Raw genomic sequence first — 16,421 nt, 5'->3', positions numbered from 1 at the left:
CGCGCGAACGCCGATCACCGCGACCGAGGCGGGGCGGTCAGCGGCAGGATTCCGTGGTCGTTCTTCAGTGGGATCAGGCAGTCAGCCGCGATCTCGCGCGCCAGGTGATGGGGCGCCGAGAAGTCGACGGCGGTCTTGCATTTCCATGTTCTCGGGTGGACTGACTTCAGCGCTCGATGGTGAGTCGCCATTGCCAGTCGTAGTGATGGCCCGAGAGCCTGTGCCACGGGCGGGTGTCCGGGCCCAGAGCACCGGTGCCGACTCCGCGATGCGCCACGTCCAGATGGACGACCGTGGTGGCGTTACGGGGCAATTCCCACCAGTGCGCGGCCGCCTCGAGTTCGGCGATCGAAAAGCGGCTGACGTTCATGTGCAGCGGTGCGGCGTGTCGGGTCCGCACCTTGCCCGTCGGCCCGCTGAGCTCCAGCGCGGTCACCGCGCCGCGCGTGCCGTTCTCCTGCGGAAGGATGTAAGGAACGGCCAAGTCGTCGATGCTGCTCTCCCACGTGCCGAGCAGGGCCGAGGCGCATCGGTCGGGATAGTTCTCCCAAGGCCCGAGACCGGTCCAGCGCACGCGGTCGAATTCCTCGCCTAGCTCGAATTCCATGCCCACGCGGAGCGTCTCCTCGACCTCGGGTAGCTCCACGGTCTCGTGGAGAACCCAGTCGGCGTCGCCGAGCGCGGTAATGGTCCGCCGGTGCACGACCTCGTCGCCGAACGCGGCCTTGTACTGGGTGGTGACGATGACCGCGCCCTCCCTTTTGTCCATCTGCACGTCCGTGGGGGTCAACTCGAAGAAGCCGGTGCGCACGAAGCGGTTGTCCAGGGGGAAGGAGCTGTCGTTGTCCGTGAGGGCGCGCCAGAGCGAAAGGCTCGGTGCCCGGCGCAACAGCGGATGTGTGAGGACACCGTCGCTGGGAGCCTTGGCCACGTGACGCGGCGACGATGTGAGGGGCTTCGGCGCCCGCGGCAGGCGCACCTGCTCGATGGCGACCTCCGTGCCGGCCTGTGCCCACAGTGTCGAGTGCCGCGTGCGGATCGTGACGGTCAGTGCCAGGGCTGCGTCATCCGCGAGTTGTTCACGCAGGGACGCGGGGATGCCGATGGCGGTCTCCTGCCCGGGTGCGAGGTCGGGTGTGGGGATGGTGACCGGGTCGTGGGGGCCGCCATCGGCTTCGACTCGCAGCTCCATGGTGTAACCGCTGATGCTCGAAAAGGTCTGCCGGTTGCGCAGGGTGAACGTGCCAGAACGGACTTCCTCCGCGGTCGCCGAGACCCGTATTGGGCTGAACAACCCGCGGGCCTCAAGGAAGGCGGGCTTGGGCGTGAGGTCGGGGAACACCAGACCGTTGAGCATGGTCACCCCGTCGTTCGGCTGTTCGCCGAAGTCGCCGCCGTAACGGTAGGTGCCATCCCCGTCCGGATCGAGCGCATGATCCTTGAACTCCCAGATGAAGCCGCCCTGAATCCCGGGAAGCGTTTCGATCAGTGCCCAGTAGTCGGCCAGACCTCCTGTCGAGTTGCCCTGGCTGTACGCGTACTCGCACATGATCAGAGGCCTGTCGCCGCGAGGATCGGCCGCGTACGCCTCGATGCTCGCGAACGACGGGTACATCGGGCAGACGATGTCGGTGGCGGCGTGCCCCCCATGCCAGTCGACGGTGATGGCGCCTTCGTAGTGCACAGGCCGGGTAGGGTCGGCGGCTCGGATCCACGCTGCGGCGGCGTCGTGATTGGGCCCGTATCCGGTCTCGTTGCCGAGGGACCAGGTGATCACCGAGGGGTGGTTACGGTCGCGCAGCACCATTCGCGAGACGCGTTCGACGAATTCGGGCAGGTACCGGGAGTCCCCGGGCAGTGCGGTGAGAAAAGCGTGCCCTTCGATGTCGGCCTCGTCCACCACGTAGAAGCCGATCTCGTCACACAGATCCAGGAACACCGGGTCATTGGGGTAGTGCGCGGTACGAATGGCGTTGACGTTGAATCTCTTCAGCAGGCTGAGTTCGGCGAGCATCGTCTCGCGGGAGAGCACGCGCCCGGTGCGCGGGTCGACGTCATGGCGGTTGACCCCTTGGATCAGAATCCGCCGGCCGTTGACGAGCAGGTTCCGTCCCTCGATGCGCACCCGGCGGTAGCCGACCCTGGTGTGCGTCTCGTCGACGACCTCCCCGGTTGGAGCCACCAATTGGACGAGGAGGCCTTCCAGGTGCGGGGTCTCCGCGGTCCACGGAGGCACGTCCAGCTCGTCGAGTGCGAAGGTCGCGGTGCCGGCCCGCTGTACGGGCCTCAGGTGCTTCCTGATGGCGTCGCCGGTCGCACGCTTGTCCGCGGGCAGAGCCATGTCCGCCGCAGTTTCGCTCAACAGGTCCATCGTGTCCGGAGGGATCAGCGGCTCAGATCGGTTCGAGCGGTCCTGGGGGAGCACGGGCGGGGTCTGCGGTGGTATCCGCGCCGCCACGGGCGCCGCTGAGATCTCGCCAAGCGTTTCGATCCGGACCTGCCAGCCGGTGTCGTCGAGGTGGGCCAAGCCCTCAGTGGCGACGGTGACCCGCAGGCTGCCCAGCGCGGTGGACGGGTCCCAATCGGCGACCACGTCGAGGTCGGCGAGCCGGATCTGCGGGACGGAGTACAAGAAGACCGAACGGCTGAGCCCCGACTGCCACCACTGGTCTTGATCCTCCAGGTAAGTGGCGGCGGACCATTTGCTGACCCGCAGTTCGAAGGTGTTCGTCTCGTCGTGCAGGAGGTCGGTGACATCGAACTCGGCAGCCAGGTGCGAGTCTGAGCTCACACCGGCCGGTCGGCCGTTGACGTACACCTGCAACAGCCCTTCGGCAGCGCCCACGTGCAGGATGATCCGCCGGTCCGGTGTCGGCGAGAACTCGACCGTGCGGCGGTAAACGCCGGTGGGATTGTGCGCGGGGATGTGCGGCGGGACCTCGTCGAAGGGCATGACGACGTTGGTGTAGTGCGGGCGGTCGCCCTCCTCCTGCAACGTCCACAGGCTCGGCACGTCAACGGTCTTCCACACATCCGTGATCGGCGCGTCGGGGGCGTCGAGGAGTTGGAAGTCCCACTGCCCGTCGAGGTCGATTTCGGGAGTGCGACGTAGGGCGTGCATGGGAAGTCGTCCCGTGGGCCGCAGCCCGGAGTCGTTTCCAAGGGCAGGAAGGTGCGATGCCAAGGTTCTGAGTTCTCTCATTCTCGGGCCCTGCTCATTGATGGCGGCGTCAGCCGTCCGTCACGTGGAGGGAGACGGAGCCGAGGCGGTCGAACTCGGCGACGAACACGTCGCCGGCCTTCATCGGCACGGCGGCGTGCAGCGCCCCGGTCATCACCAGATGGCCGGGTTCCAGCGCGATCCCGTTGCGGCCGAGGACGTTCGCCAGCCACGCCACCACGGCGACCGGGTCGCCGAGGGCGGCGGCGCCCGCCCCGGTGTCGACCAGTTCGCCGTTGCGGGTGAGCACCATGCCGACCAGCCGCGGATCGGGAAGATCGATGAACGGCACCGTGGTGGGGGAGACGGCCATGGCTCCGTTGGAGGCGAGATCCGCGACGGTGTCAGCGAGCTTGATCCGCCAGTCCTCGATCCGGGAGTCGACGATCTCCAGCCCGGCCATCACGCCGGAGATGGCCGCGCGCGCCTGCGCGTAGGTGACGTCCGGCCCCTCCAGGCGACCGCCGAGAACGAAGACGATCTCAGCTTCGATCTTGGGGGCGATGAATCGGTCGAGCGGGACCATCCCGGCATCGGGGTAGACCGTCGAGGCGAGGACCGGGCCATAGTCAGGGGAGTCCACACCGAGCAGGCGCTGCATCGGTACGGAGGTCACCCCGCACTTGTAGCCGATGATCTCCTCGCCGTCGGCGAGGAGCAGTGAGACCAGCTCGCGCTGGATGGCGTACCCATCGTCCATCCCCAGGGAGGGGTCCTCGTCGGTGAACGGTGGGATCGGCTTGCCGGTCGCCCGTGCCTCGTGCAAGGCGTGGGCACGGGCCGTCGCTTGCGAGGGGGTCATCATCCCGGGTTCACGCCTCGGGCAGGGTGAAGGCCGCCAGCGGTTCCGAGCCCGACCAGTCGTGGCCCCAGTAGCTGTCCTTGGTGATCTCCTCGGCCGTGTAGTACCGCTCGTCGACCCGCAGGCCGTCGGTGCCGTACTCGATGTCCCAGCCGCCGGGCGCCCGGACGTAGAACGAGATCATCTTGTCGTTGGTATGACGGCCGAGTGTGGAGGACAAGGAGAAGCCGAGGTTGTTCACGTTGTCCAAGGCCCGCCCGACCGCGTCGAGCGTGTCGACCTCCACCATGAGGTGGACAAGGCCCGGGTCGCCTTGGTGTGGCGCGGGGCAGATTGCCAGGCTGTGATGGCGCTCGTTGATCCCGAGGAAGCGCACTCGTACCGGGTGGCCCGCCGCCTCGGCGACCTTCATCGCGCCGCGCGGCCGGAAACCGAGCACTTCGCAATAGAACGCGACGGCCTCCTCCGGACGCGGCGTCGGAAGCACGACATGCCCCATGCCTTGGGGGCCGGTAATGAACTGCTGGTCCAACCCCGTACGGAGGGGACTGTGGTCGAGCACAGGGCCGAAGAACACCTCGACCGGCGTCCCGACCGGGTCGGTGAAAGCGACCGCCGCCTCGACGTTCCGCTCAGCGGACTCCGCGGAGGACAACACGGTCACCTCGATGCCGGCCTTCTCCACCGCCTCCCGGACAGAGGCCAGAGCGTACTGGTCGCGGACCTCCCAGCCGACCGCGAGCACCCGGTCGGAGCCACCGGGCAGTACTGCCAAGCGGTGGCGGCGTTCGTCCATGCGCAGATACAGACCCTCAGAGGCGGGTCCGGAGCCTTCCGCAAAGCCGAGCGCGTCGATCGCCAGTTCGCGCCAGCGGCCGACGTCGGTCGCTTGAACCTGCAGGTAGCCGAGTCCTCGGATGGACATCGGTGTGCCTCCTATCGGCGAGTTGTCAGATCATTGAACGCATCGGGCCCTGCGGGGGCTCGATCTCCAGGTCTGTGAGCGCCGAGGCGTGGTAGACCGAACCCGGTACATGGATGGCGTGGGCCAGCCCGACGTGGGCATCGCGCCAGAACCGCTGGATCGGATTGTCGTTGCGCATGGCATTGCCCCCGGAACGGAGGACGATCTCGTTCATGGCCTGGACGGCCCGCCAGGCCGCCCGCACCTGGGCTCGGCGCCCGGCCGCCCGGTCGGCGAAGGTGACCTCGCCGCCCTCCGAGACCGTGTCGTACATGCGGCAGGCGTTATCGAGAAACCGGGTGCGCGAGGTTGCGATCTCTTCGGCCGCCTCGCTGAGGGCGTACAGGGAGTATGGATCGTCTCTGACCTTGGTCCCGGTGATCTGAATCCGGTCGCGCTGGTAGGCCAGGTGGTGGGCGAGCGCGCCCTCGGCCATGCCGATGACGGCGGCGGTGATGCCGAGGGGGAACATGCACGAGAACGGCACGTGGTAGACGGGGTTGTCCAGCCCGGATTCGCGGGCGGCCTCACCGCTGATGACCTTGGCGAAGGGAAGCGCCCGGTGTTCGGGAACGAAGGCATCGCGGACGATGATGTCCTTGCTGCCGGTGCCCTTGAGCCCGGCCACATCCCACGATCCCTCGACGATCTCGTAGTCGGGCCGGGGCAGCACCATGTGGAGTCCGGCCGGCGGCTGGACGGGCTTGCCGTCGGCGTCGCCGAGCAGCGCGCCCAGGAAGATCCAGTCGCAGTGGTCGGTGCCGGAGGAGAACTGCCACCGCCCGTTGAAGATGTAGCCGCCATCGACGGGCCGGGCGACACCCATCGGCGCGTAGGGGGAGGCGATCCAGGTGTCAGGGTCGTCGCCCCACACCTCCCGCTGGACCTCGGGGGAGGCCAGTGCCATCTCCCACGGGTGGACGCCCACGATGCCAGCGATCCAGCCGGTCGACCCGTCGAGCGCGGCTATCCCCATGACGGTCTCGGCGAACTCTCGCGGGTGGGCCTCCATGCCTCCGTGCGTCCGGGGCTGCAGCAGCCGGATCGCGCCCGAGTCGCGCAGGGCCTTGACGGCCGGCTCGTCGAGCCTTCCGAGCCGTTCGTTGACGGGACCGAGTGCGCGGATCTCCTCGGCCCGTTCCATCAAAGTGTCGAGGACGTGGTTGGTCATCATGGTCTCCTCAGCCGTCCTTGCGGGCGAGGAAGGAGAGGACGACGCTTTCCCAAGCGTCCTTCTGCTCGATCATCACCCAGTGGCCGCAGTCGGGAAAAACGTGCACCTCGACGTCGGGGATCGTCCGCATGGGCAACAGCGCCATATCGACGGGGCTGGCCCGGTCGTCGCGGCCCCAAGTGATCAGGGTGCGGGACTTCAGCTTGTGCAGCATGGCCCAGTAGGGCGGGGTGTCGGCCGCTGCCGCCGCGGCGGTGCCGGCGGCGAACGCGGCCTTCCCGTACATCCGCCTTGCGCTTTCGAGGGTGGCGGGGTCGGTGGCCTGCTGCCAGCGTTCCTCGATCAGCTCCTCGGTGACCAGCGCCGGGTCGTACACCATGGAGTGCAGCCACTGGACGAGGGCTTCGCGGGTGGGGTGGTCGGTGAACTCCTGAAGCAGCCGGATGCCCTCGCCGGGCGTGGGGCTGAGCAGGCTCCTGCCGACGCCGCCGATGGTCACCAGCCGCCTGATGTGCTCGGGGTGGGCGAGCGCGACCTGGACGCCGACGATCCCGCCCATCGAGTTGCCGATGACATCGACTTGGGGGAGGCCGAGGCCGTTCAGGAAGCGGGTGACGGCCGCCCCGGCGGCGATCATGGGGTGCTGGTCGGTCGGGTCGCTGACGCCGAACCCGGGAAGTTCCAGGATCAGGCAGCGGAACCTCTCGGCGAGCACCGGCAGGTTCCCGCGGAAGTTGCGCCAGCCGGTGACGCCAGGCCCGGAGCCGTGCAGCAGCAGAAGAGGCGGGCCTTCGCCCGCCTCGTGGTAGCGCAGGATGCCGTCGTCGGTGGTGAGTTCCCGCAGGGTCGACGCGTGGGTCAACTCCGTCATTGGTGTCCTTACCGGGAAATTCGGAGGGCTTGCCGCGACGGTAGTCCGCGCCTGTCGCGGGCTGCGCCGGCTGTCCCGATCAGTGGGAGGACCCGGCGGCGGACCGCCCGGCGCGCCGGCCGAAGAACGTACCGTCCCCGAGTGACGTACCGCTGACATAGCCGTCCCCGTGGATGCCGGAGGAGGCACGCCCCGCCGCGTACAAGCCTGCAATCGGCCGTCCCGAGACGTGCAGGACTCGCCCGTCGACCGTCGTGTGAAGCCCGCCGAGGGTGAATCCGGAGATCCCGGTCGCCTCGCGCCGGTTCTCCACGAACCTGGCCGCGACCCGCGGATCGACCGCGGCGAACGGCGCCTTGAGCTCACGCAGCCACTTCGGATCCTTATGAAAGAGCGGATCCTCACCGCGAGCGGCATGCCGGTTGTAGAAATGGACGCTGATCTCCAACACGCCCGGCGGCATTCCGAGGTCCTGCTCCAGTTCGGCCAGCGTTTCCGCCACATGGTCTGGCGGTGCGCCCACGGAAGCCGCAGAGAAGCCCTCCTCGTCGAGGATCAGCCACCAGGGGGCGGGCTGGCCGAGGGCCGCGTGGCTGAACCTCCCCGGATACCCGTCCTCGCTGGTGAAACGCTGTCCGAGGGCATTGACGAGGATGCCCCGGCACGCCATGGCCGGATTCACCGTCAGGGCCGCCTCGACGCTCGCCATCCGGCGCGTGGCCGCCCCCACCGCCGTCGCCATGAGGATTCCCCTGCCATCATCGCCACCGTCGCTGACCTTGCCGTGCCCGAGGAGCACCGGAGCGTGGTCGGCGAGCATCCGCTCGTTGTCGACGAAGCCCCCGGTGGTCAGCACGACGGCTTTGCGGGCCAGATACCGGACCGTCTCACCGAATCGCCGGGCCACAACTCCGGCGACGCGTCCCGACTCGTCGACGACAAGCGCCGCAGCCCGGGTGTCGGTGTGGCATCGGGCTCCGGCTTCCGTCGCCGCACCGACGAGCTTGTCCATGAGCAGACCACCCCCGTACCCGGCTACGGGTGGTCGGTGTCCGCGCGGAACCGGCCGTGCGAGCGTCGAGAACGGCCAGGCGTCCTCGCCGAGCCACATCAGCCCGTCCTCCGTCGGCGCCATCCATGCGGGTTCGGCGTACAGCGATTCTTGGAAGGGCACCCCTCGCGCGCAGAGCCATTCGAAGTGTTCGACGCTTCCTTCGCAGTAGAGCCGCAGTTTTTCCGTGTCGGCATGCGGCCCCAGCGCGGCCTCGAGGTAGGCGTACATGTCCTCGGGCGTATCAGTGAAGCCGCAGGCTTTTTGCACACTGGTGCCGCCGCCGAGATAGATTTCGCCGCCGGACTGCGCTGACGACCCACCGGCGCCCGAGAACCGCTCGAGCACCAGCACGTCGGTCCCCGCCGACGCGGCTTCGAAGGCCGCGGCCGCTCCCGCGCATCCGAACCCGACGATGATGACGTCCGCCTCGTGGTCGAAGGACCCCACCGAGGCCAGGGGGACCGGCTCGACGGCGGCGTCACCTGTCGGCGGAGTGTCCCCGCGCTCGTAGGCCATCGATCCGTCCCTTCTCCGGGTGAGTTCCGTCGCCATCGTAGGAAGGCGCCACCCCTGTGATCAGCGGCTTTCCCGCTGACCGGGAGTCAGATCCGGTGGGCTCGATTCGGCCAGGAACGCCCGTGCGATCGTGAAGCCCTGACCGGCGAACTAGACCAATGGGACGGAGCCGTCTGCGGACCCGAACTCCGCCGCGGTCGGTCGCGGTACTTCGATCACCGCCTTGATGAGATGCCCCCGGCGGGACGGCTCGAGCGCGTCCTCGACGATCCGGTCATAGCCGACGAGGGTCACCCACTGGTCGACGGGGAGCAGTCCCCGGTCCAGCCAGTCGATGACCGACTCGAACGCCTCACGGGACTCACCGCTGTGTCCCTGGATGGTCAGCTCCTTGGCCAGGACGAGAACTGCGTTCATCGAGTACGGCCGTTCGTGCAGTCCGATGATGACGATGCGGCCGCGCTTGCGGGTGACCGAGAACGCGACGTCCAGGGCCTTCGCCGCACCTGCGCACTCGAAGACCACGTCAGCGCCGGAACCGCCGCTCATCGAGCGGACGATGCCGTAAACGTCGTCGTTCGCCGGGTCGAGAACCGTCAGGCCCTCGATCTCGGCCAGATTCTTCCGGCGTTCCTCAGAGAGTTCGACAACGACGACTTTCGCCACCCCGGTTGCCCGGAGGGCCAGCGCACAGCCGATTCCGATGAGCCCGGCGCCTGTGACGACCGCCACGCCGTCCTTTTTCGTGTTCGCCCGGAGGACCGCGGTGGCTGCGACGGAGAGGGGTTCGATCAGCGCACCCTGCAGCAGGCTTACGTTGTCGGGCAGCCTCACCGCCAGGTCGGCGGGGATAACAGTGTGCTCGGCCAGGCCGCCGATCGGGCCGCCGCACCCCACCGTCGAGACCGAGCGGTCGACCCGCTCGCACGAGATCGGATGGCCGTCGCGGCACTCGCCGCACTCGCCGCACGAGATCAGCGGGAACACGGCGACACGGTCGCCCACCGAGACCGAGGTGACGTCCGGAGCCACCTCGGCGACGGTCGCCGACAGCTCATGCCCGATGTGTCGGGGGCGGTCCGGCAGAGCGTCGTCCTCGGCGAAGTAGTAGTGCAGGTCAGTGCCGCATACGCCGACATAGGCCATCCGCAGGCGGACCTCGCCGGCCTTCAGGTCAGGGTCGGGCTCGTCCCGTAGCCGGAGGTCGTGCTGTCCGAAGAGCCGATACGCCTGCATCTGCGTTCCTCATTCAGTTCTGGGAGTGAGCCATCGGGCAGACTCCTGGGCTGGTAGCCGGTCGGCAGGTGAGCACTGGTCCGCGAGGAGGCGGGCGGGCTTCTGGCTGGAGGTTGTCAGCGAGGCCATGCGGGCCGATTCAGCAAGTACGCGACGATCCGCTCCACCGCCTGCTCGGTGGTGGTCTCGCTCGTGCGGATATGGAGTTCAGGCTCCTCCGGAGGCTCGTAGGGAGAATCGATCCCGGTGAAGTTCGGCAGGTCGCCACGCCGGGCCTTGGCGTAAAGGCCCTTGGGGTCCCGGGCCTCGGCGACTTCCAGCGGGGTGTCGACGAAGACCTCGACGAACTCTCCGTCCTCGACCAGGTCCCGAGCCATGCGGCGTTCCTCCCGGTACGGGGAGATCAGGGAGACCAACGTGATGAGGCCGGAGTCCGCCATGAGGGCGGCGACCTCGGCGCTGCGCCGGACGTTCTCGACGCGGTCGGCCGGGGTGAAGCCAAGGTCGCGGTTCAGACCGTGCCGTAGGTTGTCTCCGTCGAGCAGATAGGTGTGGTGCCCGAGCGCGTGCAGCCTGCGCTCCACCTCGTTGGCGATGGTCGACTTTCCCGCGCCGGACAGCCCGGTGAACCACACCACCGCCGGCCTTTGTTGCTTCAGGGTGGCGCGGGCGGCCTTGTCGACCTCAAGCGTCTGCCAGTGGACGTTGTCGGCCCGCCGCAGGGCGAAGTGCAGCAGTCCGACGCCCACTGTGGCGTTGGTCAGGCGGTCGATGATGACGAATCCGCCCAGGTCCCGGTTGTCCTGGTAGGAGTCGAACGGTGTCATCTGGTCGAAGTGGACCGTGCACACGCCGATCTGGTTGAGGCCCAGCGTCCTGGCTGCCGTGTGCTCCAACGTGTTGACGTTCACCTGGTACTTGGGATGATCGGCGGCCATCCCGACGGTCCTTGCGCCGATCTTGGCGAGGTAGCGTCGCCCGGGCAGCAGCTCGTCCTCGCTCATCCATACGATGTGCGCCTCGAACTGGTCGGCGATGGCAGGCGGTGTGTCCGCCGCAGCGATGATGTCGCCCCGGCTGACGTCGACCTCGTCAGTGAGGACAAGTGTGACGGACTGGCCTGCGGTCGCCTCCGGCAGGTCGCCGTCGTAGGTGACGATCCGTGCCACGGAGCTCTCCGCGCCGGAGGGCAGGATGCGCACTCGGTCGCCGGGACGGATCACACCGCTCGGGATGAGTCCGGAGAAGCCGCGGAAGTCGGGATGGGGGCGGTTCACCCACTGCACTATCAGCCGGAACGGCTCGCCTGCCCGGTCGTCGTCGATGTCGACGGTCTCCAGATGCTCGACGAGGGTCGGGCCCGAATACCACGGGGTGTTCGGGCTGGACTGCGTGATGTTGTCGCCCCGGAGTGCCGACAACGGGATGCTGACGACGTCGGACAGGCCGAGTTCGGCGGCGAAGGTCCGGTACTCGGCGTCGATCCGTTCGAAGACCTCGCGCGAGTAGTCGACGAGGTCCAGCTTGTTGACGGCCAGCACGATGTGGCGGATGCCCAGCAGCGAGACGAGGTAGCTATGGCGGCGCGTCTGGGTGAGCAGTCCCTTGCGGGCGTCGATCAGGATGACGGCGAGGTCGGCGGTCGATGCACCCGTGACCATGTTGCGGGTGTACTGCTCGTGGCCCGGCGTGTCGGCGACGACGAACTTGCGTCGTTCGGTGGAGAAGTACCGGTAGGCGACGTCGATGGTGATGCCCTGCTCGCGTTCGGCCGCCAACCCGTCGACGAGCAGCGCGAGGTCGAGGTCGTCGCCCTGCGTGCCGTCCTTCTTCGAGTCGCTTTCCAGCGCTGCGAGCTGGTCCTCGAAGACCAGCTTGGACTCGTACAGGAACCGGCCGATGAGCGTGCTCTTGCCGTCGTCGACGCTGCCGCAGGTGATGAACCGCAGTAGTGACTTTTCCTGCTGGGCGGTGAGATAGGACTCGATGTCGGAGGCTATGCGGCTGTCGGCATGGGCCATCAGAAGTAACCTTCCTGCTTCTTCTTCTCCATCGAAGCGCTGGAGTCGTGATCGATGGCCCTGCCCTGACGCTCCGACGTGGTGGTCAGCAACATCTCCCGGATGATGTCGAGCAGCGTGTCCGCGGTGGACTCGACGGCCCCGGTCAGCGGGTAGCATCCGAGCGTCCGGAACCGCACGCTCTGCTTCGTCGGCGTCTCGCCCGGTTCGAGGGGCATCCGGTCGTCATCGACCATGACCAGCATCCCGTTGCGCTGCACGACCGGCCGGGGAGCGGCGAAGTACAGGGGGACGATCGGGATCTGCTCGATGTTGATGTATTGCCACACGTCGAGCTCGGTCCAGTTCGACAGCGGGAACACCCGTACGGTCTCGCCGGGGCTGGTCCGCGCGTTGTAGGCGCGCCACAGTTCGGGTCGCTGCCGCTTCGGGTCCCACCGGTGCTGCGGCGAACGGATGGAGAACACCCTCTCCTTGGCTCGCGACTTCTCCTCGTCACGGCGGGCCCCGCCGAACGCGAGGTTGAAGCCGTGCTGGTCGAGCGCCTGTTTGAGGCCCTCGGTCTTCCACATGTCGGTGTGCGTCGCCGAACCGTGCTCGAACGGGTTGATGTCCAGCCGTACGCACTCGGGGTTCTGGTGCACGATCAGGTCGAGGCCGAGCTCGTGAGCAGTCCGGTCCCGGAACGCGTACATCTCGCGGAACTTCCACGTTGTGTCGACGTGCAGCAGTGGGAACGGCGGCTTGGACGGGTAAAAGGCCTTCATGGCCAGGCGCAGCATGACCGCGCTGTCCTTCCCGACCGAATACAGCATCACCGGGCGCTCGCTCTCGGCGACGGCCTCCCGCATGATGTGGATGCTCTCGGCTTCGAGCCGCTGGAGATGTGTCAGAGGCTTCACGGTTGCTCCAGTCCGAGATCGATGATTGTGTCCGCCGCGAACTCCGCCATCAGCCACTCATGGGAGGCGCGGTCGCCCGCCGTCTTGAGGGCGGCACCCTCAAGCTCTCCTCGCTGCGCGGCGAGGAGGAGTGTTCCGCCACAGTCGAGAGCGGTGGTGCCGCGGCGGGTGCTCGACCCGCTGCCCACCGGTCACCGGACCTCCTCACGGACGCCGAACCGTTCGATGTAGGAGCGGAACGGCGCACGCACCTCCTTGGGACCGACCGCGAAGTCGGCACGCAGGTCGTAGACGACTTGACCGTCCCGCCCGCGCGGGTGATCGTCGCGGTAGGTGACGACCTGAGCTCTGGCCTTGGGTGTGAGCTCCAGACCGGCGGCGTCGTAGATCCGCTCGACCGTGCCCATCTCGTCGGCCATGAAGTCGTGGAAGGGCACGTCGACCGTACGGTCCACGGGCAGCAGATCGCGGTCGCGGACAGCGCTGTCGAGCAGGCGGCGGATCCGGTCGGCCCAGTACTCGACGTACCAGTCGGGACGAGTGTGCCGGTAGTGCAGCCGCGCACTGTAGGTCATCATCGTGGCGGTCGACTGGATGACCGAGACCGGGTCCCGGTGGGTCACGACGACGGTGGCGTCCGGGAACGTGGTCATCAGCGGCCCGAGCTGCTCCAGATGCTGCGGCGACTTCAGCACCCAGCGTTCTCGCGGGCGTTGCCATTGCAGGATCTGCAGCACCGTCCGCAGGTACGCGTAGTGCGGGGTCTGGTCGTGGGAGAGGTAGTAGTCCCGCCAACCGGGGCAGCGGGCGGCCCACTCGATGTGGTAGCTGGAGAAGTCGGGCAACTCCAGGGCTAGCTCCTCGTGCACATGGTCGGGGTCCATCGGATGCATGGAGGCCAGGAGGGGGAGCGTGCGCCGCGCAGCCTCCCAGGCCTGGTTGCACCGCTCCCATCGGGGGTCCACACCGTCGGGCGGAACGGTTTCCCGCAGGTCGGGCACCGGCTCGCGGCTCTCCCACAACGGCATGGAGCGGAAGCGCTCGTCGGCCGCGATCAGATTGACGAGGTGAGTGGTGCCCGACCGGGGGAGGCCGACCACGATGACGGGCCGTTCGATCGGCACGTCGCGGATCTCGGGATGCCGTTTGAGCAGGTCCTGGATGCGCAGGCGGTTCACCGCGTGGGTAACGCAGTCGCCGAACATCGATAGTCGGCCCAGTCCCGTGCGCTCGTCGTCGTTGTCCATCTCCGACAGCCACAGGTTCAGGCGCTCGCGGAAGTCATCAGGCCCGAAATCGTCCAGTTGGCTGGCCCGGACCGCCGCTGCCAAGACGGCGTCCATGCTGAGGTCAACCGACTGCGACTCGCCGTAGGCGAGCGCGGCCTGCTGGGCGGGCGTCAGCCGGGGCTTCGCAAGGTCGTCGATACGGATCTTGTTGGTCATGGTCACCCCTGCACCGAGTAGCCGCCGTCGACCGGCAGCGTCTGTCCGGTCACGAAACGGGCCCCGGGCCCCGCGAGGAACAGCACCGCCGGGGCGACATCGGCCGGCGTCCCGCAGCGGTGCATCGGTGTGCGGTTGAGCAGGGGCTCCATCACCGCGTCCACCCCGAGCATGGGGCGGGTCATGTTGGTCTCGATGAGGCCGGGAGCGACGGCATTGACCCTGATCCCGTCGCACGCCCAGGCGACGGCCAGGCCTTTGGTGAGCTGGACGACGCCGCCCTTCGCGGCACCGTAGGCGGGGACGGCGCTCTGACCGAAGAAGCTTGTCATCGAGCCCATGTTGACGATGCTGGCGCCGCCGTCGAGCTTGCTGGCGGCCAGCAGTGGTCTGCAGGCGGTGGAAAGCCGGAACGTCGCGGTCAGGTTGACCGTCACAACCTCCGCGAAGACGTCCGGGTCCGATTCGCCCCGGCCCGCGAGGTTCTGCCCCGCGTTGTTCACGAGTACGTCGAGCCGTTCCAGCGAGGCGGCAAGCCCGGCGATGCCTGCCTCGTCGGTCAGCTTGAGCGGGTGGTAGACGAAGCTGGAAAGGTCGTGGTCGTAGTCGGATGCGGCTGGGCGGGTACCGGTGATGACTACCTCCGCACCTGCCTCGCTGAACGCGTTCGCGATACCGAGACCGATGCCGTTCGAGCCGCCGGTGACGAGCACACAGCTGTCGGTGAAGTCGAAATGGGTGGCTGCCACGGACGGGCTCCTCCGGGGGCTTCCGGGTCAGAGCGGCGCTGGGCACCGGTCCGGATGGGTGGATGAGAACGAACTCCGTGCGTGCTCGGTTACCAGAGCGGGCGCTGCTGGAACCTGGCACGCCGTTCGCGGATGATCCGTTCACGCTCTTGTTCGGTGACCCGTGGTGTGTCGGGGGGAAGCATCCCGACCACATCAGCGACGGCGACCTTGCGTGCCGACGGTATGGGATTCGAACTGCAGTCGGTCCAGCGTCCCTGCACGACGCCGGTCGGATAGCCCGCTGTGTCGAGCCAGTTGGGCACACCGGGATCCGTGGCCGAGACCACCACCCGAAGCTTGCGATCGGCGTCCAGACGCCACTGGGTTCCGTTGAGACTGCTGTGGTTGTTGTACCAGTCGGTGGTTTCGAAGATCTGGTTGGTGAGGATCAGGGATGCGTAGGCGCAGGTCTCGGGATAGTCCGACTCGATCAGCAGCGCCTCGCCGTCCTTCAACTCGTATGCGCACTCGTAGTAGAACTGGCCGAACAGGCCGCCGTAGTTCGAGCCGACGTCCCACACCTTGAACTTGTTGACGAAGCCCTGTCGCTGCAACTGCGCGACATGGTCGATGAGGAGCATGACGGTGCGGCTGACGCCGGGCGCAAGCTCTTGCAGCCGTCGTGCGAGGTCAGCGGCAGCGGGACGGGGGCGGGTCGGTGGGACGTCGAGGCGTTCGATGGAGATCACCGGGTCGCTTTCGGTCGACCAGTCGTAGGCGACTTGGCGAAGCAGGAGCGTGTGGGCCCTGGGGTCCAGCTCCCACCAGTCGCCGGTGTGGTCCGGTGGCCGGGACGGTGAGAGAAGGACGTCGAACATGCCGTCCCCATCGGTCTTGAGGGAGTTGATGTCGTGGTAGCCCGAGGCCTGGATGGCGCCGTCCGCTGAGGGCGGTGCCATCGTGCCGATCTTGGCGATGCGCAGCGAACCCGCCTGCCCGCGGAGCCGGTAGCTACCGCCGGGAGTGATGTGTGCCGTCTTGTAGACGGTGTCGGCGTTCGGCTGAAAAACATTGAGCACGATGTTGAGTGAGGGCAGGAACATGGGATGGTCGCCGTCTTTGGCGATCGCCTCGATGCTGCGGGCTGCGAGTGCGCTGAGCATCAGCCGCCCGATCTCGTGCTGGGTCTGCGGATCGTCACGCAGGTGTCCAGGCAGCTTGTCCAGCATCGCGGGCGCGAGTTCGCGAAGGCCGTCGAGGAAGGCATTCCACGCAGGCAGCAGAGGTTCGGCCTGGGGGGAGTCAATTGACCGGGGCATCGGCATTCGCTTCTCCGAAAGGGAACTTTCCACTTGAGCGCGATTCGTGCGCACATCGACATGCCGGGGCCAATACATGCGCTTACGGGCGGCGCCCGGTGCGACGCTTGGTGCCGGGTTCCCGGTGTGTGACAGGCGGCGATGACGGCTGCCGTGATTTCGGCCG

At 67.6% G+C, this 16,421-nt stretch carries 13 protein-coding genes; all 13 read right to left on the bottom strand.

Annotated features, from left to right (window positions below):
* Positions 1-166: 166 nt before the first annotated feature.
* Entirely contained in the window at positions 167-3,121 is a 2,955-nt protein-coding gene (locus ACH34W_RS13805) for a glycoside hydrolase family 2 TIM barrel-domain containing protein (protein WP_395961239.1), read from the bottom strand.
* A 109-nt stretch (positions 3,122-3,230) separates the two neighbouring features.
* Positions 3,231-4,022 (bottom strand): 2-keto-4-pentenoate hydratase, encoded by a 792-nt coding sequence (locus ACH34W_RS13800; RefSeq protein ID WP_395961238.1) that lies wholly within the window; start codon positions 4,020-4,022, stop codon positions 3,231-3,233.
* A gap of 10 nt (positions 4,023-4,032) precedes the next feature.
* On the bottom strand, positions 4,033-4,947 hold the full coding sequence (locus ACH34W_RS13795) for a VOC family protein (RefSeq protein ID WP_395961237.1): 915 nt from the start codon (positions 4,945-4,947) through the stop codon (positions 4,033-4,035).
* A gap of 25 nt (positions 4,948-4,972) precedes the next feature.
* Positions 4,973-6,157, bottom strand: coding sequence for an acyl-CoA dehydrogenase family protein (locus tag ACH34W_RS13790; RefSeq protein ID WP_395961236.1), 1,185 nt, complete (start codon positions 6,155-6,157; stop codon positions 4,973-4,975).
* Positions 6,158-6,167: 10 nt separating this feature from the next.
* A complete protein-coding gene (locus ACH34W_RS13785; protein ID WP_395961235.1) occupies positions 6,168-7,031 on the bottom strand; it encodes an alpha/beta fold hydrolase in 864 nt (287 codons plus the stop codon).
* Positions 7,032-7,110: 79 nt separating this feature from the next.
* On the bottom strand, positions 7,111-8,601 hold the full coding sequence (locus tag ACH34W_RS13780; protein WP_395961234.1) for an FAD-dependent oxidoreductase: 1,491 nt from the start codon (positions 8,599-8,601) through the stop codon (positions 7,111-7,113).
* Positions 8,602-8,751: 150 nt separating this feature from the next.
* Complete coding sequence (locus tag ACH34W_RS13775; protein WP_395961233.1) at positions 8,752-9,837, bottom strand: alcohol dehydrogenase catalytic domain-containing protein; 1,086 nt, start codon at positions 9,835-9,837, stop codon at positions 8,752-8,754.
* Between the two features lie 116 nt (positions 9,838-9,953).
* Positions 9,954-11,858: a sulfate adenylyltransferase subunit CysN gene (gene cysN, locus ACH34W_RS13770; RefSeq protein ID WP_395961232.1), complete on the bottom strand. Its 1,905-nt coding sequence runs from the start codon at positions 11,856-11,858 to the stop codon at positions 9,954-9,956.
* Positions 11,858-12,817: a sulfate adenylyltransferase subunit CysD gene (gene cysD, locus ACH34W_RS13765; RefSeq protein ID WP_395961231.1), complete on the bottom strand. Its 960-nt coding sequence runs from the start codon at positions 12,815-12,817 to the stop codon at positions 11,858-11,860. The genes cysN and cysD overlap by 1 nt, the downstream gene beginning before the upstream one ends.
* On the bottom strand, positions 12,757-12,948 hold the full coding sequence (locus ACH34W_RS13760; protein WP_395961230.1) for a hypothetical protein: 192 nt from the start codon (positions 12,946-12,948) through the stop codon (positions 12,757-12,759). The genes cysD and ACH34W_RS13760 overlap by 61 nt, the downstream gene beginning before the upstream one ends.
* 3 nt (positions 12,949-12,951) lie before the next feature.
* The gene (locus tag ACH34W_RS13755) at positions 12,952-14,205 is read right to left on the bottom strand and encodes a sulfotransferase family protein (protein ID WP_395961229.1); all 1,254 of its coding nucleotides are present in this window, start codon (positions 14,203-14,205) and stop codon (positions 12,952-12,954) included.
* Positions 14,206-14,207: 2 nt separating this feature from the next.
* Entirely contained in the window at positions 14,208-14,954 is a 747-nt protein-coding gene (locus ACH34W_RS13750; protein WP_395961228.1) for an SDR family NAD(P)-dependent oxidoreductase, read from the bottom strand.
* Positions 14,955-15,043: 89 nt separating this feature from the next.
* A complete protein-coding gene (locus ACH34W_RS13745) occupies positions 15,044-16,255 on the bottom strand; it encodes a hypothetical protein (protein WP_395961227.1) in 1,212 nt (403 codons plus the stop codon).
* Positions 16,256-16,421 lie beyond the last annotated feature (166 nt).

Source organism: Actinomadura sp. 6N118 (genome assembly GCF_044326415.1).
Taxonomy (GTDB): domain Bacteria; phylum Actinomycetota; class Actinomycetes; order Streptosporangiales; family Streptosporangiaceae; genus Spirillospora.
This window is presented reverse-complemented; position numbering and strand designations above follow the sequence as displayed.

Coding starts and splice junctions, on each gene's coding strand:
- ACH34W_RS13790 (WP_395961236.1), bottom strand. CDS start 6,157: ATGACCAACCACGTCCTCGACACTTTGATGGAACGGGCCGAGGAGATC.
- ACH34W_RS13775 (WP_395961233.1), bottom strand. CDS start 9,837: ATGCAGGCGTATCGGCTCTTCGGACAGCACGACCTCCGGCTACGGGAC.
- cysN (WP_395961232.1), bottom strand. CDS start 11,858: ATGGCCCATGCCGACAGCCGCATAGCCTCCGACATCGAGTCCTATCTC.
- ACH34W_RS13800 (WP_395961238.1), bottom strand. CDS start 4,022: ATGACCCCCTCGCAAGCGACGGCCCGTGCCCACGCCTTGCACGAGGCA.
- ACH34W_RS13785 (WP_395961235.1), bottom strand. CDS start 7,031: ATGACGGAGTTGACCCACGCGTCGACCCTGCGGGAACTCACCACCGAC.
- ACH34W_RS13755 (WP_395961229.1), bottom strand. CDS start 14,205: ATGACCAACAAGATCCGTATCGACGACCTTGCGAAGCCCCGGCTGACG.
- ACH34W_RS13795 (WP_395961237.1), bottom strand. CDS start 4,947: ATGTCCATCCGAGGACTCGGCTACCTGCAGGTTCAAGCGACCGACGTC.
- ACH34W_RS13745 (WP_395961227.1), bottom strand. CDS start 16,255: ATGCCCCGGTCAATTGACTCCCCCCAGGCCGAACCTCTGCTGCCTGCG.
- ACH34W_RS13780 (WP_395961234.1), bottom strand. CDS start 8,601: ATGGCCTACGAGCGCGGGGACACTCCGCCGACAGGTGACGCCGCCGTC.
- ACH34W_RS13805 (WP_395961239.1), bottom strand. CDS start 3,121: ATGCACGCCCTACGTCGCACTCCCGAAATCGACCTCGACGGGCAGTGG.